Here is a 23,373-nt window from a genome sequence, read left to right on the forward strand (position 1 = left end):
TATTGCCCCTGCCGTGCACTCCACTGCGCCTCGATACCGCGTCCATTTGCGTCGAATCAACCCATATAAAAACTCCGACACCACAACAATACGAGCCGGCCGGGGCAATCTAGCATCCGCATATTACAGGCAAGTGTCGGCGATCCGCCACCGCCCGCCCTGCATGAAGCCCATGGCCGCAGTCAGCCATCTACAATGTGGCAAGCACCTTCTTTCAGGAATCCACATGCCTTTTTCCGCCGTTCTGCTGGACCTCGATGGCACTTTGCTCGATACCGTTCCCGATCTGTCCAATGCCGCCAACGCCATGCGGCTGGAACTGGGCTTGCCGGCCCTCGCGCAAGAAACAATTGCCACCTATGTGGGCAAAGGCACCGAAAACCTGGTCATGCGTGCGCTGTCCAACAACGACACGGGCCGGCAGCCCTCTGAAGAAGAGCTTCGGCAGGGCCTGAAGATTTTCGAGCGCCACTACCATAGCCACAACGGCCTGAAATCAACCCTGTATCCGGGCACCCTCGAAGGACTACAGGCCTTCAGCCGCGCGGGCATGAAAATGGCCATCGTCACCAACAAGCCCACCGAGTTCACCCTCCCGCTGATTGCCCGTTTCGGCATAGACCGCTATATCGACCATGTGGTGTGCGGCGATACCTGCGAACGAAAAAAGCCCCATCCCATGCCGCTGCTGCATGCCTGCGACCTGCTGGATGTCCGCCCGCAAGACGCCTTGGCCATCGGAGATTCCGTCAACGATGCGCTGGCCGCGCGGGCCGCGCAAATACCGGTGCTGGCCGTACCCTACGGCTATAACGAAGGAATGGACGTGCGAAGTCTTGAAGTCGATGATATAGTTACGTCCATAGCCGACGCAGCCGAATGGGCCGCCCGGAACTGAAACGAATAAGAATCTCCATGACCGCTGCCCTTTATTACCACACCACGCCCCGCGCCTACTGGCGCTGGTGGCGTTTGTGTTCTGGGTAGCGGTAATCCACTCCCGGCGCCAAAGACCTTGTCTTTCCGTGCCGTCAGCATTACCAGAAAAGCGCAACCCGGAACCACAAAATGGCCGGGTTTTTTTGATTCTGTCCCGGCCTGTATGCAAACATCACACAGAGACCACTATGACAGAGATCGAATTCAACGCCCTGGCGGCCCAAGGCTACAACCGCATTCCCCTGATTGCGGAAACCTATGCCGACCTGGACACGCCCCTGGCCATTTACCTGAAGCTGGCGCATAGCGGTCCCGAAGGGGGGCGTAACAGCTGCCTGCTGGAATCGGTGGTGGGCGGAGAGCGCTTCGGGCGGTATTCCTTCATTGGCCTGCCTGCCAAGACCGTCATCCGTTCCAGCGGCGCCACGACCGAGGTACTGCACCAGGGCAAAGTGGTTGAGCGCCACGAAGGCGACCCCTTGAGCTTCATCGAGGCTTATCAACAGCGCTTCAAAGTAGCCATACGCCCCGGCATGCCACGCTTTGCGGGCGGCCTGGCCGGCTACTTCGGCTACGATACCGTGCGCCATATCGAACCCCGCCTCGGTCCGGCCGTAAAGCCCTTCCCGGCCGGCCAAGACGGCGGCACGCCCGACATCATGCTTTTACAGGTCGATGAGCTGGTCATCGTGGACAACCTGGCGGGACGCACCTACCTGGTCGTCTATGCCGACCCGAACCAGGCTGAAGCATTTGCACTGGCCCGGCGCAAACTGAAGGAACTGCGCGAAAAGCTGCGCACGCCCGTGGTCATTCCGTACGCCTACGCCAGCATGCAAACGGAAAGCAGGCGCGATTTCGACAAAAAGGACTATATCGACGCGGTCCTGAAAGCCAAGGAATACATTGCCGCGGGCGACCTGATGCAAGTGCAGATAGGGCAGGTCATTGCCAAGCCTTTCCGCGACTCGCCGCTGTCGCTGTATCGTTCCCTGCGCTCGCTGAACCCCTCCCCCTACATGTACTACTGGAATTTCGACAACTTCCAGGTCGTGGGCTCTTCGCCGGAAATACTGGTCCGCCAGGAGATCGCCAGCGAAGCCGATCGCCACAAGACCCTGGTGACGATACGGCCGCTGGCCGGCACCCGCAAACGCGGCGCCACTCCGGAAGAAGACGCCCGCCTGGCCGACGAGCTGATCGCCGATCCCAAGGAGCGCGCCGAACACGTCATGCTTATCGACCTGGCCCGCAACGACGTGGGCCGCGTTGCCAAGACCGGTTCGGTAAAAGTAACCGACACCATGACCATAGAGCGCTATTCACATGTCATGCACCTGGTCTCCAATGTGACCGGCGAACTGCACGAGAACATGAGCAATATGGATGTGCTGCGCGCCGCCTTCCCGGCAGGCACACTGACCGGCGCCCCCAAAGTGCGCGCAATGGAAATCATCGACGAGCTCGAACCCGTGCGCCGCGGCATCTACGGCGGCGCCGCCGGCTACCTTAGCTATGGCGGCGAAATGGACGTGGCCATTGCCATACGCACCGGCATCGTCAAAGACGGCATGCTGTATGTCCAGGCGGCCGCCGGCATCGTGGCCGACTCCGATCCCGAAAAGGAATGGCAGGAAACCGAAGCCAAGGCGCGCGCCGTGCTGCGCGCCGCCGAGCAGGTGCAGTACGGCCTGGACGAACCCATTTAACGCCCAAAGCATCGAACCCCTAGGAGAAGCACATGTTATTGATGCTTGATAATTACGATTCGTTTACCTATAACCTGGTCCAGTATTTCGGCGAGCTGGGTGAAGACGTTCGCGTGCTGCGCAACGACCAGACCACCGTAGCCGACATCGCGGCCATGAAGCCCGACCGCATTTGCGTATCGCCAGGCCCCTGCTCACCGGCCGAAGCCGGCATATCCATCGAGCTGATCCAGCACTTTGCGGGCAAACTGCCCATACTGGGCGTATGCCTTGGGCACCAGGCCATAGGCGCCGCCTTCGGCGGCGACATCGTGCGGGCTCGGCAGATCATGCACGGCAAGGTATCGGCTATTACCCACACGGGCACCGATGTGTTCAAGGGACTGCCTTCACCGTACGCAGTGACGCGCTACCATTCCCTGGCCATCAAGCGCGACACCCTGCCCGACTGCCTGGACATCACCGCCCAGACCGATGACGGGGAAATCATGGGTGTGCGCCATAAGTCCCTGCCTTTGTATGGCGTACAGTTTCATCCCGAGTCCGTACTCAGCGAACATGGCCACGCCTTGTTGAAGAACTTTCTGGAACTCTGACGGCTTCATGCCTTTAATGGAATAAAAACATGACGATCACACCTAACGAAGCGCTGTCGCGCTGCATTGAACACCGCGAGATATTCCACGACGAAATGCTGCACCTGATGCGCATGCTGATGCGCGGCGAAATGACGCCCCAGATAGCCAGCGCGCTGCTCATGGGCCTGCGGGTCAAGAAGGAAACCGTGGGCGAAATCACCGCCGCGGCCCAGGTGATGCGCGAATTCGCCCTGCCGGTAAAGACATCCAACCCCCAAGAGCTTCTGGACATGTGCGGCACCGGCGGCGATGGTTCGAACACCTTCAATATTTCCACCGCGTCCATGTTCGTTGCCGCCTCGCAAGGCGTGAAGATCGCCAAGCATGGCGGTCGCAGCGCATCGTCGTCATCGGGCAGCGCCGACGTGCTGGAAGCGCTGGGCGCCAATATCGCGCTCAGTCCCGATCAGGTGTCCGAAAGCATAGAACGCACGGGTATAGGTTTCATGTTTGCCCCCGCCCACCATGGCGCCATGAAGAATGTTGCGGCGGTGCGCAAGGAATTGGGTGTGCGCACCCTATTCAATATACTGGGCCCCCTGACCAACCCCGCCAACGCCGCCAATCAACTGATGGGGGTGTTTCATGCCGACCTGGTGGGCATTCAGGTGCGTGTCCTGCAGTTGCTGGGCTCCAACCACGTGCTTATCGTTCACGGCAAGGACGGCATGGATGAGGCCTCGCTGGGCGCCGCCACCCTGGTCGGAGAACTGAAGGACGGCAAGATCCGCGAGTACGAAATCCATCCCGAAGACTATGGCATGACCATGGTTTCGAATCGCTCCATCAAGGTCGGCAACCGCGACGAATCGGCTCAAATGGTTCTTAGCGCGCTCGATAACGCCAGCGGACCCGCTCGTGATATCGTAGGACTTAACGCCGGCTTGGCCATCTACGCGGGCAACAAAGCCGACTCCATCGAAGAAGGCCTGAAAATGGCTTTCGATGCGCTGGCCAGCGGTGCCGCCCGGGCCAAACTGGATGAATTCTGCACCTATACACGGACGCTGAAAGCATGAACGATATTCTTGCCAAAATCCTTGAAACAAAAAAGGCGGAAGTCGCCACGGCCCGGCAAATGCGCAGCGAATCGGACATGCTGCGCGAAGCCAAGAGCCGCAAGGACCTGCGCGGCTTCGCCCGCGCCCTGGAAGAAAAGATCGCCCAGGGGAAACCTGCCGTCATTGCCGAAATCAAGAAGGCCTCGCCTTCGAAGGGCGTGATCCGCGAGAACTTCAATCCCGTCGAAATCGCCTCCTCGTATGCGGCCCACGGCGCCGCCTGCCTGTCCGTGCTGACCGATGTGAAGTTCTTCCAGGGTTCTTACGACTATCTGCGCCAGGCCCGGGCGGCATGCAGCCTTCCCGTGCTGCGCAAAGATTTCATGATCGACCCCTATCAGATCGTTCACGCCCGGGCGCTGGGCGCCGACTGCATCCTGTTGATCGTTGCCGCCCTGTCGCCGCAGCAACTACGCGAATTCGAAGGCATCGCCACGGAACTGGGCATGGATGTCCTGGTCGAAGTCCACGATCGGGCCGAGCTGGACATAGCCCTTGAACTGAATACACCGCTGATCGGCATCAACAACCGCAATCTGCGCAGTTTTGAAACCTCGCTGCAGACCACGCTGGACCTGCTGCCCGCCATTCCCGAAGGCAAGCGCGTCGTCACCGAAAGCGGCATCCTCACGCCGCAGGACGTCAAGCAAATGCGCGATCACCAGGTCCAGGCCTTCCTGGTGGGCGAAGCGTTCATGCGCGCGCCCGAACCGGGCGCCGCGCTGCACGACCTGTTCTTCAACGCCTGACGTCCCGACACAGGCCGCGCATGGACACCCTGTTTTCGGTAGCCGAATCAGACCCGGCCTTTGCCGGCGAAAAAGCCGAGGCCGCCGAAGCCCGCCTGCGCACCGCCTTGCTCAAGGCGCAGTATGCCCGCCTGTCGCAGGCGCGGCGGTCTTTGCTGATCGTTATCGCCGGCATCGACGGCGTGGGCAAAGGCGCCTCGATCAGCCTGCTGAACGAATGGATGGATGCGCGCCATATCCGCACCCTGGCCTTCGGCGAACCCACGCGGCAAGAGCAATCCCATCCTTTTCTATGGCGCTACTGGCGCAATCTGCCGGCCAAAGGCAACACCGGCATCGTGTTCGGTTCCTGGTATGGACCCCTGCTGGCCGAGGCGGCCCGGAAAAATCCCGATCAGGAGAAAATCCAATCGCTGGCGCACGCAACGCGCGAGTTCGAAAGCACGCTGGCCAGCAACGGCGTACAGATAGTCAAGCTGTGGTATCACCTGTCGCAGCAGGCGCAAAAGAAGCGAACCGCCGAGCTGCTGTCGGATCCCGACACGGCATGGCAGGTGCGGCCCGAAGACATCAAGGCCGGAAAGAAGTTCGAGCGCCTGCGCAACGCCGCTGCGCTGGCGATATCGCTGACTCACGGCGAACATGCTCCTTGGCGGGTAATACCCGCCGCCGATCCGGACATGCGCGCCATCAGCACCGGGCAGGCCGTCTTGGCCGCCTTGCGGGAAACAAACCGGCTTCCTTCAGTTCCCATCCTGGACACCAGCCTGATTGCCGCCACCCCCCGCCCCCCCTCGCTGCAAACACTGGACTACACGGCAAAGCTGACGGATGACGAATACGACGAACAACTGGCCCATTGGCAAAGCCGCCTGGCCCGTCTGACACAGCACGGCAAATTGCAGGACACGCCCGTGGTGCTCGTGTTCGAAGGCCAGGACGCGGCCGGCAAGGGCGGGACCATACGCCGCATTACCCATGCCCTGGATGCCCGCCAGTTCCGCGCCATTCCGATTTCCGCCCCGACCGACGAAGAACTGGCGCACCCCTATTTGTGGCGATTCTGGCGCGACCTGCCCCCGCATGGAAACATCGCCATTTTCGATAGATCCTGGTATGGCCGCGTGCTGGTCGAACGCGTGGAAAAATATGCAAGCGCCGCTCAATGGCAGCCCGCCTATCAAGAAATCAATCAGTTCGAATCGCAATTGCAGGACAGCGGTGCGCTGGTCCTGAAGTTCTGGCTGGCGATCACCAAAGACGAGCAATTGAAGCGTTTCCACGAACGCGAGGAATCGCCGTTCAAGTCGTTCAAGATCACGCCGGAAGATTGGCGCAACCGCAAGAAGTGGGATGCCTACGTCCAGGCAGCCAACGACATGTTCGAACAAACCAGCACCCGCGATTGCCCATGGCACCTGGTGTCGGCCAACGACAAGCGCCACGCGCGCATCGCGGTACTTGAACGCATAGTCAATACACTGGAAAAGGCCTCGAAGGGGAAGAAAAAACCATGATGAACGCCGGCGACTGTCCTTTATGCCTGAGCACGGGCGGCGACGAAATCTGGAGCAACGCGCTTGTTCGCGTCGTCGCGGTCGATGACCCCTTGCATCCCGGCTATACACGGGTAATCTGGCAAGAGCACATCGCCGAAATGACCCAGTTGCCGGCTCCCGCCCGGCAAACGCTCATGGAAGCGGTCTGGCGGGTCGAACAGGCGCAGCGCGATGTCCTGCAGCCGGACAAGATCAATCTGGCCCAATTCGGCAATATGGTGCCGCATCTTCACTGGCATGTCATTCCGCGCTGGGCGGGCGACAGCCACTTCCCAGAAGCCGTCTGGGCGCCGGCGCCCAGACGTTCCCCCGAGCAGCTTGCCGCCTGGCAGAACCGCAGTGCCCTTGTCCAGGCCCGCCTGCCCCAGTACCATGGCGCGCTCCGAAAGGCTTTTGCCCACTTCGTTGCATATTAGCAACCTAGGGCTTACCCTAGATCGTTAATCCGTATATAATTCTGGCACTGCATTTTCCAAGCGTCGACATTTTCATACAGCACAAGCTGTCGCATAGCAGTTGACTGAGCTTTCAGCACCCATGTCGAACGCCATCGCTCCCTGACCCCCGAGCCTTTCGCCGCGTCTTTCAAGACAAACGCTGCACTTTAGGTTGATTCGGTCGGCACGATGCTCCAATCAACCAGCGCAACGGGCTAACTTCCCCTGCCTAGCGCTATGTGTATGCCGTTTCTTCGGCAAAGGATACTCATGTCTTTCGATACTTTAGGTCTCGCGCCTACCCTGTTGTCCGCCGTTCTGAAAGCGGGCTTCACCGAGCCCACTTCCGTCCAGGCCGCAGCCATTCCCAAAGCTTTGGCAGGCCACGACCTGATGGTCTCGTCGCAGACGGGCAGCGGCAAGACCGCCGCCTTCATGCTTCCCGCCCTGAACCGCATCTCGAACATGCCGCCCAACAAAGGCAGCGGCGTGCAAGTGCTGGTCCTGACCCCCACACGTGAGCTGGCCATGCAAGTGGCCGATGCCACCAAGCAATACGGCGCGCATATCAAAGACCTGCGCATCGCCGTGGTTGTCGGCGGCATGCCCTACGGCGCCCAACTGAAGGCGCTTTCGCGCCGTGTCGACGTGCTGGTCGCCACACCCGGCCGCCTGATCGATCACCTGCAAGCCAAGCGCGTCAATCTTTCCACCGTCCACACCCTGGTGCTGGACGAAGCCGACCGCATGCTGGACATGGGCTTCATCGAAGACATCGAAACCATCGTGGGCAGCACCCCGAACGACCGCCAGACCCTGCTGTTCTCGGCAACCCTGGACGGCACGATCGCCCGCCTGGCCGCCAAGATGATGCGCGACCCGCAAAAAATCGAGATCTCCGGCCAGAAGGAAAAGCACAGCAATATTACGCAAAGCCTGCTGTACGCCGACGACAACGGCCACAAGATGCGCTTGCTGGACCACCTGTTGCGCGACGCCAATATGGACCAGGCCATTGTCTTTACATCCACCAAGCGCGGCGCCGACGATCTGGCCGACCGCCTGGCCGACCAGGGCTTTGCCGCCGCCGCCCTGCATGGCGACATGAATCAGCGTCAGCGCACCCGCACTCTGGGCATGCTGCAAAAAGGCCAATTGCGCATTCTGGTCGCCACCGACGTCGCCGCGCGCGGCATCGACGTGCAGGGCATCAGCCATGCCGTCAACTACGACTTGCCCATGCAAGCCGAAGACTACGTGCACCGCATTGGCCGTACCGGCCGTGCCGGCCGCAGCGGCCTGGCCTTTACCTTGGCCGTCCACTCCGAGCGCCATAAAGTGCGCCGCATCGAACATTTCATCGGCCAGCCCATCCCGGCTGAAGTCATTGAAGGCCTGGAGCCCAAGAAAACGGTGCGCCCCACCTACACCGATCGCAAGCCCGGCGGCAAGAGCTTTGCCTCTCGCGGCGGTTTCGGCGGCGGCAAACCCGGCTACGGCCGCAAGCCCGGTGCTGATCGCGCTTATGGCGACAAGCCGGCCTATGAAGGCAAACCGCGCTTCGGCGACAAACCCGCCTACGAAGGCAAGCCACGCTTCGGCGACAAGCCGGCGTACGAAGGCCGTCCCGCACGCAGCGGCGACCGTCCCGCCTACGAAGGCCGTCCTTCCTATGACCGCGGCAACGACAGCCGCAAGAGCTTTGGCGGCGAAGAACGCAGCGGCGGCTACAAAGGCCGCAGCGAGAAGCCCGCTTTCGGAGACCGTCCCGCACGCAGCGAACGTCCGGCATTCGGCGATCGCGCCGCCGCTGACCGCCCTGCCTTCAGCGACCGTCCGGCTCGCAGCGCCCGTCCCGAGTTTTCGCACAAGGGTACCGGCAAGCCCGCCGCACGTCCCACGGCTCGCCCCGGTTTTGCCGGCAAGCCTACCTCGACGCGTGGCAAAAGCGCGGCTCGGCGCGGCGATTTCGCCGGCTAAGCAGCCAGCAGCGCCGGCCTAGGCCGGCACGGCAACAAACAAGCCCCGCGCATTATGGCGGGGCTTGTTTGTTCCTGGGGGTGTTGCCGCGACTAATCGACGATGAACAGCTTGGCTCCGTGCACGGTGCTGGAGCGATGAGCCTCTGCGCCGTCCGCCACCTGATAGCTCATTCCCGGAGTCAGCACGAACGTTCGGCCGTCGGCCAGCTCGGTGTGCAACTGGCCTTCAAGGCAAAGCAATATGTGGCCTTTGGAGCACCAGTGGTCGGCAAGATAGCCGGTCGAATACTCCACCATCCGTACCCGGACTTCACCGAACATGCGTGTCTGCCAGTAGGCGGTGCCTGTGTCGCCCTTGTGTTCGGTTTTTTCCACTGTCGACCAGTCAGTGGTTCCAAACGGGATGTGCTGTAGTTGCATTCGAGGTATCGACTCCGGGTGATTTGCCGAAAGGTGAGTGCCGCATAAGCGGTTATTCTAGCTTGAGGCCGATGCGGGCCGTCATGCCGCCCCCCTATTCCGGCCTCGCTACAATAGCGAAATGAAACAACTCGTCCGTAAGCCCCTCCTGCTGGCTTTCCTGTTGTCCATACCCTTATGGATCGTCTTCGACAACTACCTGGTTGCCGGCATGGCGGCATTGCTGGCGGCTTTCCTGGCCGCCATGTGCCACGCGCTATATGCCTTGGGCAAAAAGAAACGCCAATGAATACTGCTTCCATCGTGCCAGCCGGACTGCCCGCGCTGGACGCTGCTTCCGAACAGCACCGGCTGGCGGTAGAAAAACATCTGATCCAGCGGATTCTTGCCACGGACTCCGGCTTTCTGCCGTTCGAGCAATGGATGGATCTGGCGCTCTATGCGCCGGGGCTTGGCTACTATGCGGCCGGCAGCGTCAAATTCGGGGGAGATCTGCCCATCGGCGACTTCGCCACCGCGCCCGAGCTTACGCCTCTGTTCGGCCACGTCCTGGCCAATCAAGCCGCGCAAGTGCTGCAAGCTTGCGGCTCGGCTACCCTGCTGGAGTTCGGGGCCGGTTCGGGCGCCTTGGCCGCAACCATCATCCCCGCCTTGCGGCGGCTGGGGATAGAACCTGAGTACCAGATACTGGAAGTATCCGCCGACCTGCGGGCGCGCCAGCAGGCAAGGCTGGCGCCCCTGAATGCCAAAGTGAAATGGCTATCGGCCCTGCCGGAAACGTTTTCGGGTTGCGTGCTGGCCAACGAAGTGCTGGACGCCATGCCCGTCACGCTTTTTCGCTGGGATGAGAACGGCACACTGATGGAGATCGGCGTAAGCCTGGCCGGCGCGGATACGGCGCGGGACAAGGCCACGGCTGATGCGCAGGAAAGCGCAGCGGCCGCCGCGGCACCCTTCAAATGGGTGGAAAGGCCAGCCCCTTCGGCATTGCGGCAAGCCATGACTCAGCGCATGCCGCCCTTGCCCGGCTACCAATCCGAAATCAACTTGCGGGCCGAAGCCTGGGTCGCCCAGATGGGCCTGTGGTTGCGGCGCGGCGCCGCTTTGCTGATCGACTACGGTTTCCCACAGCGCGAGTACTACCATCCGCAGCGCAAAGAGGGCACGCTCATGTGCCACTTCCGCCATCATGCGCACAGTCAGCCCCTGATTTATGCGGGACTGCAGGACATCACCGCGCACGTCGACTTCACCGCCATGGCGGACGCCGCGTTGGAAGGCGGCCTGGACGTGCTGGGCTACACCTCGCAGGCACGCTTCCTGATGAATGCCGGACTGGGAGAAGCTCTGGCCGCGTCAGGCGGCATGGCGCAGCAAACCGACGCCGACGATGCCAAGGCAACGGCATCCCGCGTAAGCAACATGTCAGCCGCCCAGAAGCTGATATCGGAAGCGGAAATGGGCGAACTATTCAAAGTGCTGGCTATCGGACGCGGGCTGGACCAGGCTTTGATCGGGTTCATGCGCGGCGACCGCCGCGACCGCTTATAGCCTGTGGCGCGCCAGGAAAGGTTCAGGGGGCATCCCGCAGGGCGGCCAGGCGAGCCTCATGCACAGCCTGCTTGATGCGCGCCGGCTGGCCCTGCAGCGTCCTGGCTATGGCCCCCGCATCGACGGCGCGGACGGCGGCCATGCGTGCGCGCCAGGCCTGCTGATCCACCTTGGCCGCACAAGACGCGGCCGCAAGCAGAGCAAGGAAGCGATCGGGTTTGCGCAAGGCATCGCAGCGCTCCATAAGTTCCAGCCATCGGGCCTGCCGGTTTGCCTCCTTGCCCTCATGTTCGACGGTGGCCAGCACGACCGGCAGCAGCCTGGCATAGTCCTGGCATTCGCTGGGCGCACGCACCTGTCGGCCTATGCTTGCGGGATCGTCGGACAGCCGGCATGCCAGCGCAAAGCGCGCGGCCAAGTCCAGGCCCTTGTCAGCCGCGCAGGCCAATTCGGCGCTCGTCTTCTTGTCTTCGAACAACAGGCCCCGCAAAACGCGGGATAAGGCGCCCGCCGACTCAAGCACCTGGAACAGGCGTCCGGGATGATCGCTCATCAGCCCCTTGGCGACCTCGCGCCACACGCGTTCGGGCACCAGCGCATCCACTTCGCCATCGTCCACCAGCCTGCGAGCCAGCGCCAGGGTTTCCGGCGCAATGGAAAAATCATGGAAGCGGGCGGCAAACCGCGCCAGCCTGAGCAGGCGCACGGGGTCTTCGGCAAAGGCCTGTCCCACATGGCGCAGAACCTTGCGCCGGATATCCGACTGCCCATCCAGGGGATCGACCAGCCTGCCATCCGGCGCCTGGGCAATGGCGTTGATGGTCAGGTCGCGGCGCTGCAAATCGTCTTCCAGCTTGACGTCGGTGCCGGTATAGAAGGTGAAGCCCTTGTAGCCCTTGCCCGATTTTCGCTCGGTGCGGGCCAGCGCGTACTCTTCTTTGCTGCGCGGATGCAGAAAAACGGGAAAGTCGCCGCCCACCGGAAGGAATCCGCGCTTGGCCATCTCGTCGGGCGTGGCGCCCACCACCACCCAATCCCGATCGCCCGCGGGCAGATTCAGCAGGGCATCACGCACGGCTCCGCCAACGATATACACGTCCAGCCCGGCTGTGGCCGGATCCTGGACGGAGGCCTTGCCCGGCGCCGTCAAGGCAGATCGACCTTTTTATTGGCCGCGGGCGATATGGTCCCCAGGCGCTGCTTGAGCGACTGCGGCTTGCCCGAGAACATCATGGCGTAATACGTTGCATTGGACATGACGTTCTTGACGTACAAACGGGTCTCCGTGAACGGTATGGTCTCCGCGAAAATGGCGCCTTCCACCGGCCCGGCCAGCTTGGAACGCCATTGCACCGGCCGCCGCGGGCCCGCGTTGTAGCCGGCCGTGGCCAGCACTTGCGATCCGTTCAGATCGTTCAGCACCATGCTAAGGTAGTTCGTACCCAGCACCGTATTGGTATCGAAATCGTTGACCGACGATGGCGTGAAGTCTTTCATGCCTATCTTGCGGGCGACCCAGCGCGCTGTGGCCGGCATCAATTGCATCAGGCCCGACGCCCCCACCCGCGAACGCGCATCGGTAATGAAGCGCGACTCTTGGCGGATCAGCCCATAGACCCAGGCAGGGTCCAGGTTGATCAGGCGCGCCTTCTCTGTCACCCGCCCTTCGAACGGCGCGATGAAGCGCTGCGAAAAATCGACTTCCTTCTGGGTCTGCAAGGATGTGTTCACAACCCGATCGTAGATATGCTCTTGCCGGGCAAGCTCGGCCGCCGCCAGCAACTGGCGGTCGGTCATGCCCCGAAGGGCGTAGTTCCATTCCGGCACGGCCTCGGGGCGCCAGCCCAGATCGAATAAGGCAATGGCGCGTTGCAAGCCCGGATTCTGGCGGGCCAGCAGCAACTCGCCCGTCGTGACCGCTGCGGGCGCCTGCGGTATCGAAGGCGTCTGGCCCAGCTCTTCGCTGGCCAGTTGTCCGTAGAAATTAAGCTCGCCGGCAATCGACTGGAAATACTTCGTGGCGGCTTCCTGGTTGCCTTGCGCGCGCAGCGCCCGCCCGTACCAATACATCCAGACCGGTTCGGCCGCCTGCTGCGCCGACATGCGCCGTATCGACTTGGCCACCCATTCCCAATCGATGCGCGCTTGGCGCAACTCGGAGCGCACCTGCCAGGCGTGGTTGTAATCGGTCAAGCGGGCATTGCCCGAACGGCGGTACCAGTCGACGGCATTCAGTTCCACATTCAGGGCGGCCACCAATCCGAACTGGCTCCAGACCCATTGCAGATTGGACTTGGGCAGCGCCTTGGACCACTCACGCTCGACATAGGCGGCGTTCTGCTCGCGATCGGAGCCGTAGGCCAGGCGCGACAAGGCGATGGTGACCAGCTCGGTATCGTTGCGGGATTTGGGCGGCTTGCGGCCAGCCAGCCACTTCTTGGGATTCTTCATGAGAGCCGCGTACTGCACCATCTCGGCGGCATCGAACATAATGGCCGCCAGCCGCTGCGCATTGCCGGTCTTGCTGGTTTCAAGCGTTGCCCGCAACAAGGGCTCAAGCTCTTTCCAGCCGACGATCTTGCTGTTTTCGAATTCGTCCAGCATGGTCCAGCAGGCCCGATTGGGCTGGAAGGCATCCATAGCCTGAGCGGCCTTGATACGCTGGCCGGTCATATGTTGCGCCAGCAGCAGCGAACACGTTTCCTGTGCGTTGCTGTTGACCACCGGCCCCAGGCGGGCCGCCAGCGCATAATTGCCGGCGCGCGTCGCCGCCACCAGCCAGTCGCCCTTCAGCCGATCGGCCAGATAGCCGTTGGGGTGCGCCTGCATGAACTGCTGCATTTCCTGGTCCGGCACAGGCTGTGTGCTGTCGTGCAGCTTCTGGCGCAGCAGCCAATACTCGGCGTAAGTGCCGAGCACCGGATCGGACTTGGCAATAGGCACCAGTGTTTCAAGCACGGCCCACTGTTTTTTCTGCATCGCCTCACGCGCCCGGACAACCGCCTGGCGGGACTGCGGCGGCGTCACCAGCGTGATGGTGTCCGGCTGCGCCGCAGGCGCGGGCACGGCCCCCGGCAATGCAGCCACTTGTATTGCGCCCGCCGCATCCATCGGCGCTAAAGACTGACGCAGATCGGCGCCGACCTGCGCGGGTGCGCCGGCATTTGCCGAATCGGCCGGCCGCTCCGCCCCCGCGCACCCCACCAATCCCACCGTAAGCGCAAGCCAAAGACTGACGCGCGAGCGGCGCGAGAGCAGCATGCCGGACATGTTCCGGGTTTTCTGATACCGTTGTCTATTGGTTAACATCGTGATTTGATTCCACTTGACATCGCCCCATGAATAACAACACAGAGAATAACGCAGTCCCGCTAAGGACACGATTAAAACAGTTGCGCGCCGCACAGAATCCGGTCGATCGCAACCGCGGAGCGTTGCTGATCAGGGGCCGCTTGTTTACCTGGCTGGCCACTGCGCGCACCCGGCTGCGCGATGCCGGCAGACCGGCTCCGCAAAATATTGCCGCTTTCTGGTCCACTGGCGATGAGCCCCAATTGCAGCCATTGCTGCAGCAATGGGTCGAAGAAGAAGGATACCGCGTATCCCTGCCCGTCGTCACCGCTGACAACGCTCCGTTGCATTTCAAACTATGGACGCCCGGCGCGCCCATGCAGGAAGGCGCCTACGGCATACAAGAACCCGTGGGCGAGCCCGCCCCGCTACCCGACCTGATCCTGGTCCCCACCCTGGGCTACACCCGCCAGGGCGATCGCATCGGCTACGGAAAAGGCTATTACGACCGCACCCTGGCCGCCATGAAAGCGCAAGGCCATGCCTTCACCAGCATAGGCATCGCCTGGGCCACCGGCGACCTGTCTAACGAAGCCCACACACCCGCCCCACACGACGTCCGCCTGGACTCCATCCTGACCGACAAAGGCTGGGCCGTTCCCGCCCCTGTATTGGGCTGAGCCGGTTCCAAGAAACTGGCCAATCCCACGAAAACAAAACCAAGCCAGAAAAAGCGACCCATCATCAGCCCCTTACGGAGCGAGCGTCCGGGTGGGGCGGGGCGCCGGCGGTAGGCGGGCGCCGCGTGCTGACGAAGGGAAGGCGGGGGATGTCGGCGGACGCTGTCTGACCGGAGCGAAGCGCAGGGAGTTCGTCCGCCGCCCGCCTGTACGAGGCAGGCGCGGAAACAAGCACGCCGTGCCGGCGCCCCGCCCCACCCGGACGCCCGCGTTCAAAAGCGCGAGAGGTTGCCGCGATCAGACACCCACGCTTCAAAGCCGCGGCGATTATCACCTTGAACAGGCATCAGAGACGAGCAGCATCAACTTACCCCAAGCGCAACTGCTTCCAGATCCCCATCGTCACTTCCGCATTATTCAGCGTATAAAAATGCAGCCCGGGCGCTCCGCTGTCCAATAGATCCTGCGACAGCCTGGAAATCACATCCATCCCGAACGCCTTGATGGACGCCTTGTCGTCACCGAAATCCGTCAGCCGCAAACGCATCCATCGCGGAATCTCCGCCCCGCACATATTCGAAAAGCGGGCCAGTTGCGAATAATTGGTGATCGGCATGATGCCCGGAACGATGGGAAGGTCCACGCCCCTGGCGCGCACCCGCTCCACAAAATCATGGTACGCGTCCGCATTGAAAAAATACTGCGTGATCGCGCTATCCGCGCCCGCCTTCACCTTCTCGATGAAATGGTCCAGATCCGCCGCCGCGCTGGAGGCCTGCGGATGCACCTCCGGGTAGGCCGCGACTTCGATGTGGAACCAATCGCCGCTGTGCCGACGGATGAACTCCACCAACTGGCTGGCATAGTGCAGCTCGCCCGCATCGCCGCCCATGCCCGACGGCAAATCGCCGCGCAACGCCACAATACGCTTGATACCCAGCTGGCGATAGGAATCCAGAATATCGGCCAGCACGGCGCGCGTCGCGCCTATGCACGACAGATGCGGCGCCGCATCGCAGCCCAGGTTCTGCATCAGGCGGACCGTATCGGCCGTACCCGACCGCGTTGAACCGCCCGCACCGAAGGTAACGCTTACATACGCCGGATGCAAAGCCAGCAACTGCTTGGCCGAGCGCACCAGCTTTTCCTGCGCCGCGATATCGCGCGGCGGGAAAAACTCCAAACTTATAGCCTGCTTACTACTCATGAAGCCAACAACCTGGATAAAAGACCCGACACGATGCTGTAGATGAAAGCCCCCAGCAGAGCCCACCAGAAGCCATTGACCTGGAAGCCCTTCAACACCGAGCCGGCGAACCAGAAGACCAGCGCGTTAAGCACCAGCAGGAACAAGCCCAGCGTCACGATGGTAATGGGCAAAGTCAGCAAAATAAGAACCGGCTTGACCAGCGTATTCAGCAACCCCAGCACCAATGCGGCGATCAGGGCCGAGCCAAAAGAGGCGACCGTGATGCCCGGCAGTATGTATGCCACGATCAGCAATGCAACGGCGTTCAGTATCCAGACAAGAATGATTTCCATGACCAGCACTCCTTCGATAAGTCCTGCTTGAATCGCCGGGGCGGCGCCCCGGCGGCGTACTTGCCTACCGCAAATCCTGCTTAGTAGCGATAGTGATCAGGCTTGTAGGGCCCGGCCACCGGCACGTTGATGTAGTCCGCCTGATCCTTGCGCAGCTCGGTCAACTGCACGCCCAGCTTCTTCAGGTGCAGGCGCGCCACTTTTTCATCCAGATGCTTGGGCAGCACATAGACCCGACCTGTATCGTAGGCTTGGCCGCGTGTGAACAGTTCGATTTGCGCGATCGTCTGGTTGGTGAATGACGCCGACATCACGAACGAAGGATGGCCCGTTGCGCAGCCCAGATTCACCAGACGTCCCTTGGCCAGCAGAATGATGCGCTTGCCGTCGGGGAAAATGATGTGATCGACCTGAGGCTTGACCTCTTCCCACTCCAGGCTCTCGACGGAGGCGACGTCGATCTCGTTGTCGAAGTGCCCGATGTTGCAGACAATGGCCTGGTCCTTCATGCGGTCCATGTGCTCGCGCGTGATCACATGGTAGTTGCCGGTGGCGGTCACGAAAATATCGGCCTTGTCGGCGGCTTCGTCCAGCGTAACGACCTTATAGCCTTCCATCGACGCTTGCAGTGCGCAAATGGGGTCGACTTCGGTCACCCATACCTGGGCGCGCAGGGCGGCCAGCGCCTGCGCGCAGCCCTTGCCCACATCGCCGAAGCCGCATACCACGGCGATCTTGCCGGCCACCATGACATCGGTGGCGCGCTTGATGCCGTCAACCAGGGACTCGCGGCAACCGTACAGGTTATCGAACTTGGATTTGGTGACTGAATCGTTGACGTTGATGGCCGGGAAGGCCAGCTCGCCCTTCTTGGCCATTTGATACAGGCGATGCACGCCCGTGGTGGTTTCTTCCGTTACGCCCTTGACCTGCGCCAGGCGCGTCGAATACCACTTGGGATCGCGCGCCAACTGGGCCTTGATCGAGGCGAACAACACGCGCTCTTCCTCGCTGCCGGGCTTGTCGAGCACGGAAATATCGGCTTCGGCCTTGGTGCCCAGATGCAGCAGGGTGGTGGCGTCGCCCCCATCGTCCAGGATCATGTTGGCGTGCTGGCCATTGGGCCATTCAAAGATCTGGTGGGTGTAGTTCCAGTAGTCTTCCAGCGTTTCGCCCTTCACGGCAAAAACGGCGGTGCCGCTGGCGGCAATGGCCGCGGCGGCGTGATCCTGGGTAGAGAAAATATTGCACGAGGCCCAGCGCACTTCGGCGCCCAGAGCCTTCAGTGTCTCGATAAGCACCGCGGTCTGGATCGTCATGTGCAGGCTGCCTGCGATGCGCGCGCCCTTCAAGGGCTGCGCGGCGGCATATTCTTCACGCGTGGCCATCAGGCCGGGCATTTCAGTTTCGGCAATCGCGATCTCGCGGCGGCCCCAGCCCGCCAGGGCGATATCGGCAATTTTGTAATCGGAGAATGTGGCTTCGGCGACGGTATTCATGGTGTAGGCATCCAATTGGCCTGTACCAGCCGAAGCGCGGAGCTTTCAACAAAACATCGCAAGTCGCGACATGTGCTCATCTTCGCCTGTACAGGAAACGATGAGCGCCGTTGAAACAAAGAGGATCCTGAGCCTAGCGGTGTGAACAACACCGTTGCAGCGCCCCTCAGGAAGGCTTGATTGTAGCGTAATTAGCCGGGTCCTTGCCAGGAAATCAGCCTTTCCGGCGCGGATACCCCTGCGCCTTGATGCGCTGCCAAATCCGCAGTTTTTCGTCATCGTCCAGGAACACCCAATTGGCCACTTCCATGGCCGTCCGTCCGCAACCCCGGCAGATCTCGTCGTACAGGGTCGAGCAGACGGCAACGCAGGGGGAGTCGCTGGGATTCAGGCTGTGCGCCGAATCGCGCCGAGCCTGGACGGCCTCCATGCCTGCTTCGGACTTCGGCCAAGCGGCCGGATCAGAGGGCGAATCAATATCGGACATGGAAGCTCCTTGAAAAGCGCCGGGGCCCGAAGGCCCCGGTGAACCACACTGCGCCTAGGCGGCCTTCTTGAGGATTTGCACCTTATCGGTGGCCTCCCAGCTGAATTCGGGCTCGGTGCGCCCGAAGTGGCCGTATGCGGCGGTCTTGCTGTAGATGGGCCGCAGCAGGTCGAGCATATTGATGATACCCTTGGGGCGGAGATCGAAATGCTCGCGCACCAGACGGGCAATCTGCTCGTCGGGGATGACTCCCGTGCCTTCCGTGTAAACCGTGATGTTGATGGGCTCGGCCACGCCGATGGCGTAGCTGACCTGCACCTGGCACTGGCGGGCCAGGCCGGCGGCCACGACATTCTTGGCCACGTAGCGCGCGGCATAGGCGGCCGAACGATCGACCTTGGAGGGATCCTTGCCGGAAAACGCGCCGCCGCCGTGCGGGCATGCGCCGCCGTAGGTGTCCACAATGATCTTGCGGCCGGTAAGACCGCAGTCGCCCTGTGGGCCGCCGATGACGAACACACCCGTGGGGTTGATCATGAACTTGGTTTTGGGCGTAAGCAGGCCATCGGGAAAGCTGGGCTTGATGATGTGTTCGATGACGGCCTCGTGGATATCGCTTTGCGAAATCTCGGGTGCGTGCTGGGTGGACAGCACCACGGTGTCGACCTCGGCCGGCTTGCCGTCGATATAGCGGAAGGTGACTTGGGACTTGGCGTCGGGACGCAGCCAGGGCAGACGGCCGTCCTTGCGCAATTCGCTTTGGCGCTGCACCAGACGGTGCGCGTACCAGATGGGAGCTGGCATCAGGTCAGGGGTTTCGTCGCAGGCATAGCCGAACATCAGGCCTTGGTCGCCCGCGCCCTGGTTCAGGACTTCTTCGCTGCTGCGATCCACGCCCTGGGCGATGTCGGGCGATTGCTTGTCGTAGGCCACCAGCACCGCGCAGCCCTTGTAGTCGATCCCGTAGTCGGTATTGTCGTAGCCGATGCGCTTGATGGTGTCGCGCGCAACCTGGATGTAATCCACATTGGCCGTCGTGGTGATCTCGCCTGCCAGCACGACCAGCCCTGTATTGCACAGGGTTTCGGCCGCTACCCGGGCGTTGGGATCCTGCGTGAGGATGGCGTCGAGGATGGAGTCAGAGATCTGGTCGGCGACTTTGTCGGGGTGACCTTCGGAGACGGATTCGGAAGTGAAAAGAAAGTCGTTATTTGCCACAGCGATACGTCCTATATAACGCCGGTTGCCCGGCATGGAGGTTGAACGGTATGCGTTGCACCTCGGACGTCTGCATAGCAGTGGTAATCAGGGCGCGACGCTTTAGCGGATTATTTGCGGGCCGTTGTTGAAGACGGCCCGACATCGCCCCGCAAGTTGTCGGTTAACTCAGCGATGAACCCCATTTTAAGCGAAAATACGCCAGCGCATCATTTTTCACATATCGCACAAGGGTTATTGTTGCACTCATGCTCCTGGTCTTATTCCGCCTTATCGCACGCTTGCCGCTACCGCTGCTTCACGGCCTGGGCCGCGCGGCGGGGCGCCTGGTGTACGCCTGGCCGGGCAGGTACCGCAGGCGCCTCAAGGCCAACGCCGCCCAAGCGGGCTATGCCGACCCGGCTTTCGCGCGGCGATCGGCGGCCGAAACGGGCGCAATGATCATGGAAACGCCCAAGGTCTGGCTGCGCAACCAGGAATGCCTGCGCATGACCCACAGCGACGACGATGCCGTCGTCCACCAGGCTCTGGCCGAAGGCCGGGGCATCCTGTACCTGACACCGCATCTGGGCTGCTTCGAGATCACGGCGCGCTATCTGATCCAGCACGGCCCCATCACCGTCATGTACCGCCCGCCGCGCCAGGCCTTTCTGGAACCCGTCATGGAGCAGGCGCGCAACACCTCGGGCCTGAAAGCCGTGCCGGCCGCCATGCAGGGCGTGCGCGAATTCGTCCGCGCCTTGAAGCGCGGCGAAGCCGTGGGCATGCTGCCCGACCAGGTGCCCGGCAGCGGCGACGGGGTCTGGGCGCCGTTTTTCGGCAAACAGGCCTATACCATGACGCTGGCCGGCAAACTGGCCCTGCAAACCGGCGTTGCCGTCATCCTTACGGCCGGCGAACGCCTGCCCAAGGGCCAAGGCTGGCGCATCCACTACCAGCGGCTGGCCGAGCCGCTGGCCACAGACCCGCAAGCCCTTGCCGCATCCATCAACAGCGCCATGGAAACGCTGATCCGCCGTTTTCCCCAGCAGTATCTATGGAGCTACAACCGCTACAAAATCCCCCCGGACGCGCCGCCGCGTCCGGAGGACGCATTGCAATGACGTTCAACAAACTTCCCCTGCTTCGTTCCGTCTTCGCTTATTTCGGCCGCAGTTCCACGTCGACCCGCCGGCGCTGGGGGCGCGTGCTGGGCTGGCTGGCTCCCCGCCTGATGCGATCCAGGGCGCATATCGTGCGCACCAATCTGGCCCTGTGCTTTCCCGAGCGATCCAAACAAGAGCGGGAAGCGTGGCTGCACAGGCATTTCCATCTGCTGGCGCAATCGGTGGTGGACCGCGGGCTGTGCTGGTTCGGGCCGGCGCCCGCCATACTCGAAGCCACGCCCATAACAGGGCTGGAGCACCTGGACGGCCTGCTCAAGGAAAAACGCAAGATCATCCTGCTGGCGCCGCACTTCATCGGGCTGGATGCCGCCGCCACGCGCCTGACGCTGTTCCTGAAAGAATCGGCCACGATGTACACCCGCCAGAGCGACCCGGACGTGGATACCCTGGTGCGCGAAGGCCGGGGCAGGTTCAACACCGTGCATCTGGTCAGCCGCCATGACGGCGTGCGGGGACTGATACGCCACTTGCGCAATGGCATACCGGTGTATTACCTGCCGGATATGGATTTTGGGCCGGCCGGCGCCGCCTTCCTGCCCTTTTTCAATGTGCCGGCGGCCACGCTGCTGACCACGGCCCAGATAGCCAAGACCTGGAATGCCGCGGTAGTGCCCATCATCAGCCGGCTCGACGCCGGGACAGGCCAATACCGTGTGGACGTCCTGCCGCCGTTGGACGATTTTCCCGGAACCCAAACGGCGGAAGAAGCCACGGGCCGCCTGAACCAGTTGTTAGAGAGCTGGGTCAGAACGGACCCGCCGCAATATTACTGGGTGCACCGGCGATTCAAGACCCGGCCGGAAGGCCAGGCCCGTTTCTACTGATCCATTGCGGACAAACCACCGGTAATCCGGGATAATCATCATCATGATCTGGAACTTCGTAAAAATGCACGGTGCAGGCAACGATTTCGTTGTCCTGGACGGCGTGCGGCAATCGATAGACATGACGCCCGAAAGGGCGCGGGCTCTTGCGGACCGCCATTTCGGCGTGGGCGCCGACCAACTCCTGCTGGTCGAAAACCCGGCCCATCCCGAAGCCGACTTCCGCTATCGCATCTTCAACGCCGACGGCAGCGAAGTCGAGCATTGCGGCAACGGCGCGCGCTGCTTCGTGCGTTTCGTCCACGAACAGGGCCTGTCGGGACGCAACCCCCTGCGCGCGGAGATCAGCACCGGCCTGATCACCCTGGACAACTCCGACGCGGACGGCGTTTCAGCCGAAATGGGCCAGACCCGCTTCGAGCCCGCCGCGCTTGCTTTCGATACCCGGGGCCTGCAATCGGCGCCCTGCGGCGACGATACCTTGTGGACTCTGCCGCTGCCGGGGCATGACGATGCCGTGCTGTCGCTGGTGGCCATTTCCAACCCTCATGCGGTCCAGGTCGTCGCCGACGTTGACACGGCGCCTGTGGGGACTACCGGGCCGCTTATCGAGTCGCATCCGCGTTTCGCGCAACGCGTCAATGCGGGATTCATGCAAGTGCTGGACCGCCACGCCATCAAGCTGCGTGTCTACGAGCGCGGAGCCGGCGAGACCCTGGCATGCGGGACCGGTGCCTGCGCGGCCGTGGTCGCCGGCATACGGCGCGGCCTGCTGGACAGCCCGGTGCAAGTCCATACTCGCGGCGGGCGGCTGACTGTCGCCTGGGAAGACGGCAGCCTGCGCATGAGCGGTCCCGCCACCACCGTGTTTTCCGGCCAGATCGATATCGATGCTTTGACCCAACAATTCACCAACAAGGACGCCCCGACGCCATGACCGAAGATAGCCTTTCCGCCGACGACGTTGCGCGCTTCCTGCAAACCAACCCGGCTTTCTTCCAGGAGCATGCCGAACTGTTTGCCAATCTGCGCGTCCCGCACCCCAACGAGACGCGCGCCATATCCCTGGGCGAACGGCAGATCATGACCTTGCGCGCCCGCGCCAAAGACCTGGAATGGCAGCTATCGGGCCTGGTCCACAACGCCAGCGGCAACGAAAGAATCAGCAAGACGCTGAACGACTGGTGCTGCCGCATGCTAGCCGAGGACGACGCCCGCCAGATTCCCGCCCATATCGTGCGCAGCCTGGGCGACCTGTTCGACCTGCCCACCATCGCCTTGCGCGTCTGGGACCTTCCCAAGCTTGCCGACAGCGAATTCAACGAAGACGTCACCGAGTCGATCAGGGCGTATGCGCGCGAACTGGTCAAGCCGTATTGCGGTCCGCTGCGGGACCAGGAAGCGGCGGGTTGGCTGGGCACCGCGCCCGCCTCGCTGGCCATTATCGGCTTGCGGCCTTCAGGCAGCAGCGAGCCCATAGGCCTGCTGGTCCTGGGGTCCGACGAAGCCGAGCGCTTCACTCCGGACATGGGCACGGCCTTCCTGGACACCATCAATCAACTGGCCAGCGCCAGCCTGTCGCGCCTGCGCGGATCGCCCGACCAGGACGACTACGCTTAAG

General features: G+C 62.2%; 23 protein-coding genes and 1 riboswitch. Of the genes, 15 read left to right on the forward strand and 8 right to left on the reverse strand.

Features of this window, described 5'->3' with window-relative positions:
• The first annotated feature begins 226 nt into the window (after window positions 1–226).
• The 8 genes from V0R37_RS17230 (at window position 227) to V0R37_RS17265 (ending at window position 9,072) form a co-directional block, all read left to right on the forward strand.
• On the forward strand, window positions 227–898 hold the full coding sequence (locus tag V0R37_RS17230; RefSeq protein ID WP_420375692.1) for a phosphoglycolate phosphatase: 672 nt from the start codon (window positions 227–229) through the stop codon (window positions 896–898).
• 229 nt (window positions 899–1,127) lie between these two features.
• On the forward strand, window positions 1,128–2,648 hold the full coding sequence (gene trpE / locus V0R37_RS17235; protein ID WP_420375693.1) for an anthranilate synthase component I: 1,521 nt from the start codon (window positions 1,128–1,130) through the stop codon (window positions 2,646–2,648).
• 32 nt (window positions 2,649–2,680) lie between these two features.
• Window positions 2,681–3,244 carry an aminodeoxychorismate/anthranilate synthase component II gene (locus V0R37_RS17240; protein ID WP_420375694.1) on the forward strand — a complete coding sequence of 188 codons (564 nt, stop codon included), beginning with the start codon at window positions 2,681–2,683 and terminating at the stop codon, window positions 3,242–3,244.
• A 29-nt stretch (window positions 3,245–3,273) separates the two neighbouring features.
• Entirely contained in the window at window positions 3,274–4,305 is a 1,032-nt protein-coding gene (gene trpD, locus V0R37_RS17245; protein ID WP_420375695.1) for an anthranilate phosphoribosyltransferase, read from the forward strand.
• Window positions 4,302–5,096, forward strand: a complete 795-nt coding sequence (gene trpC, locus V0R37_RS17250) for an indole-3-glycerol phosphate synthase TrpC (protein ID WP_420375696.1) — start codon at window positions 4,302–4,304, stop codon at window positions 5,094–5,096. Before trpD ends, trpC begins: the two co-directional genes overlap by 4 nt.
• 29 nt (window positions 5,097–5,125) lie before the next feature.
• Window positions 5,126–6,613, forward strand: a complete 1,488-nt coding sequence (gene pap / locus V0R37_RS17255; protein ID WP_420375870.1) for a polyphosphate:AMP phosphotransferase — start codon at window positions 5,126–5,128, stop codon at window positions 6,611–6,613.
• Window positions 6,613–7,071: an HIT family protein gene (locus tag V0R37_RS17260; RefSeq protein WP_420375871.1), complete on the forward strand. Its 459-nt coding sequence runs from the start codon at window positions 6,613–6,615 to the stop codon at window positions 7,069–7,071. Before pap ends, V0R37_RS17260 begins: the two co-directional genes overlap by 1 nt.
• Before the next feature lie 291 nt (window positions 7,072–7,362).
• Window positions 7,363–9,072: a DEAD/DEAH box helicase gene (locus V0R37_RS17265; protein WP_420375697.1), complete on the forward strand. Its 1,710-nt coding sequence runs from the start codon at window positions 7,363–7,365 to the stop codon at window positions 9,070–9,072.
• Between the two features lie 92 nt (window positions 9,073–9,164).
• Here V0R37_RS17265 and V0R37_RS17270 read toward each other — a convergent pair whose 3' ends face one another.
• Window positions 9,165–9,494, reverse strand: coding sequence for a DHCW motif cupin fold protein (locus V0R37_RS17270; protein ID WP_420375698.1), 330 nt, complete (start codon window positions 9,492–9,494; stop codon window positions 9,165–9,167).
• 121 nt (window positions 9,495–9,615) lie between these two features.
• Between V0R37_RS17270 and V0R37_RS17275 the strand changes: the two genes are divergently transcribed.
• Together V0R37_RS17275 and V0R37_RS17280 are read left to right on the forward strand one after the other, a co-directional pair.
• The gene (locus V0R37_RS17275) at window positions 9,616–9,783 is read left to right on the forward strand and encodes a hypothetical protein (protein WP_420375699.1); all 168 of its coding nucleotides are present in this window, start codon (window positions 9,616–9,618) and stop codon (window positions 9,781–9,783) included.
• Window positions 9,780–11,045 (forward strand): class I SAM-dependent methyltransferase, encoded by a 1,266-nt coding sequence (locus V0R37_RS17280; RefSeq protein ID WP_420375700.1) that lies wholly within the window; start codon window positions 9,780–9,782, stop codon window positions 11,043–11,045. The genes V0R37_RS17275 and V0R37_RS17280 overlap by 4 nt, the downstream gene beginning before the upstream one ends.
• Before the next feature lie 22 nt (window positions 11,046–11,067).
• On the opposite strand, the gene V0R37_RS17285 is transcribed toward V0R37_RS17280, so the two are convergent.
• A complete protein-coding gene (locus V0R37_RS17285; protein ID WP_420375701.1) occupies window positions 11,068–12,195 on the reverse strand; it encodes a tRNA nucleotidyltransferase/poly(A) polymerase-related protein in 1,128 nt (375 codons plus the stop codon).
• Window positions 12,192–14,315 (reverse strand): lytic transglycosylase domain-containing protein, encoded by a 2,124-nt coding sequence (locus tag V0R37_RS17290; RefSeq protein ID WP_420375702.1) that lies wholly within the window; start codon window positions 14,313–14,315, stop codon window positions 12,192–12,194. The genes V0R37_RS17285 and V0R37_RS17290 overlap by 4 nt, the downstream gene beginning before the upstream one ends.
• Before the next feature lie 68 nt (window positions 14,316–14,383).
• Here V0R37_RS17290 and V0R37_RS17295 point away from each other — a divergent pair, with 68 nt between their 5' ends.
• Entirely contained in the window at window positions 14,384–15,016 is a 633-nt protein-coding gene (locus V0R37_RS17295; RefSeq protein WP_420375703.1) for a 5-formyltetrahydrofolate cyclo-ligase, read from the forward strand.
• A gap of 367 nt (window positions 15,017–15,383) precedes the next feature.
• Here the strand turns inward: V0R37_RS17295 and metF are convergent, their stop codons facing one another.
• From metF to metK, 5 genes are all read right to left on the reverse strand, one after another.
• Window positions 15,384–16,223 (reverse strand): methylenetetrahydrofolate reductase [NAD(P)H], encoded by an 840-nt coding sequence (gene metF, locus V0R37_RS17300; RefSeq protein ID WP_420375704.1) that lies wholly within the window; start codon window positions 16,221–16,223, stop codon window positions 15,384–15,386.
• Window positions 16,220–16,558 carry a phage holin family protein gene (locus V0R37_RS17305; RefSeq protein WP_420375705.1) on the reverse strand — a complete coding sequence of 113 codons (339 nt, stop codon included), beginning with the start codon at window positions 16,556–16,558 and terminating at the stop codon, window positions 16,220–16,222. The genes metF and V0R37_RS17305 overlap by 4 nt, the downstream gene beginning before the upstream one ends.
• 80 nt (window positions 16,559–16,638) lie before the next feature.
• Window positions 16,639–18,057 carry an adenosylhomocysteinase gene (gene ahcY, locus V0R37_RS17310; RefSeq protein WP_420375706.1) on the reverse strand — a complete coding sequence of 473 codons (1,419 nt, stop codon included), beginning with the start codon at window positions 18,055–18,057 and terminating at the stop codon, window positions 16,639–16,641.
• A 95-nt stretch (window positions 18,058–18,152) separates the two neighbouring features.
• A riboswitch (S-adenosyl-L-homocysteine riboswitch) is annotated at window positions 18,153–18,231 on the reverse strand.
• A gap of 40 nt (window positions 18,232–18,271) precedes the next feature.
• Entirely contained in the window at window positions 18,272–18,487 is a 216-nt protein-coding gene (locus V0R37_RS17315) for a DUF1289 domain-containing protein (RefSeq protein ID WP_420375872.1), read from the reverse strand.
• A gap of 111 nt (window positions 18,488–18,598) precedes the next feature.
• Window positions 18,599–19,762, reverse strand: coding sequence for a methionine adenosyltransferase (metK, locus tag V0R37_RS17320; RefSeq protein WP_420375707.1), 1,164 nt, complete (start codon window positions 19,760–19,762; stop codon window positions 18,599–18,601).
• Window positions 19,763–20,010: 248 nt separating this feature from the next.
• Between metK and V0R37_RS17325 the strand changes: the two genes are divergently transcribed.
• The 4 genes from V0R37_RS17325 to V0R37_RS17340 are packed head-to-tail and all read left to right on the forward strand — an operon-like array spanning window position 20,011 to window position 23,372.
• On the forward strand, window positions 20,011–20,865 hold the full coding sequence (locus V0R37_RS17325; RefSeq protein WP_420375708.1) for a lysophospholipid acyltransferase family protein: 855 nt from the start codon (window positions 20,011–20,013) through the stop codon (window positions 20,863–20,865).
• On the forward strand, window positions 20,862–21,752 hold the full coding sequence (locus V0R37_RS17330; RefSeq protein ID WP_420375709.1) for a lysophospholipid acyltransferase family protein: 891 nt from the start codon (window positions 20,862–20,864) through the stop codon (window positions 21,750–21,752). Before V0R37_RS17325 ends, V0R37_RS17330 begins: the two co-directional genes overlap by 4 nt.
• A gap of 43 nt (window positions 21,753–21,795) precedes the next feature.
• Window positions 21,796–22,689 (forward strand): diaminopimelate epimerase, encoded by an 894-nt coding sequence (gene dapF, locus V0R37_RS17335; RefSeq protein ID WP_420375710.1) that lies wholly within the window; start codon window positions 21,796–21,798, stop codon window positions 22,687–22,689.
• A complete protein-coding gene (locus V0R37_RS17340) occupies window positions 22,686–23,372 on the forward strand; it encodes a DUF484 family protein (protein WP_420375711.1) in 687 nt (228 codons plus the stop codon). Before dapF ends, V0R37_RS17340 begins: the two co-directional genes overlap by 4 nt.
• The last annotated feature ends 1 nt before the right edge of the window (window position 23,373 follow it).

Origin of the sequence: Pollutimonas rozaliensis (assembly GCF_048751585.1) — a bacterium.
GTDB lineage: Bacteria > Pseudomonadota > Gammaproteobacteria > Burkholderiales > Burkholderiaceae_B.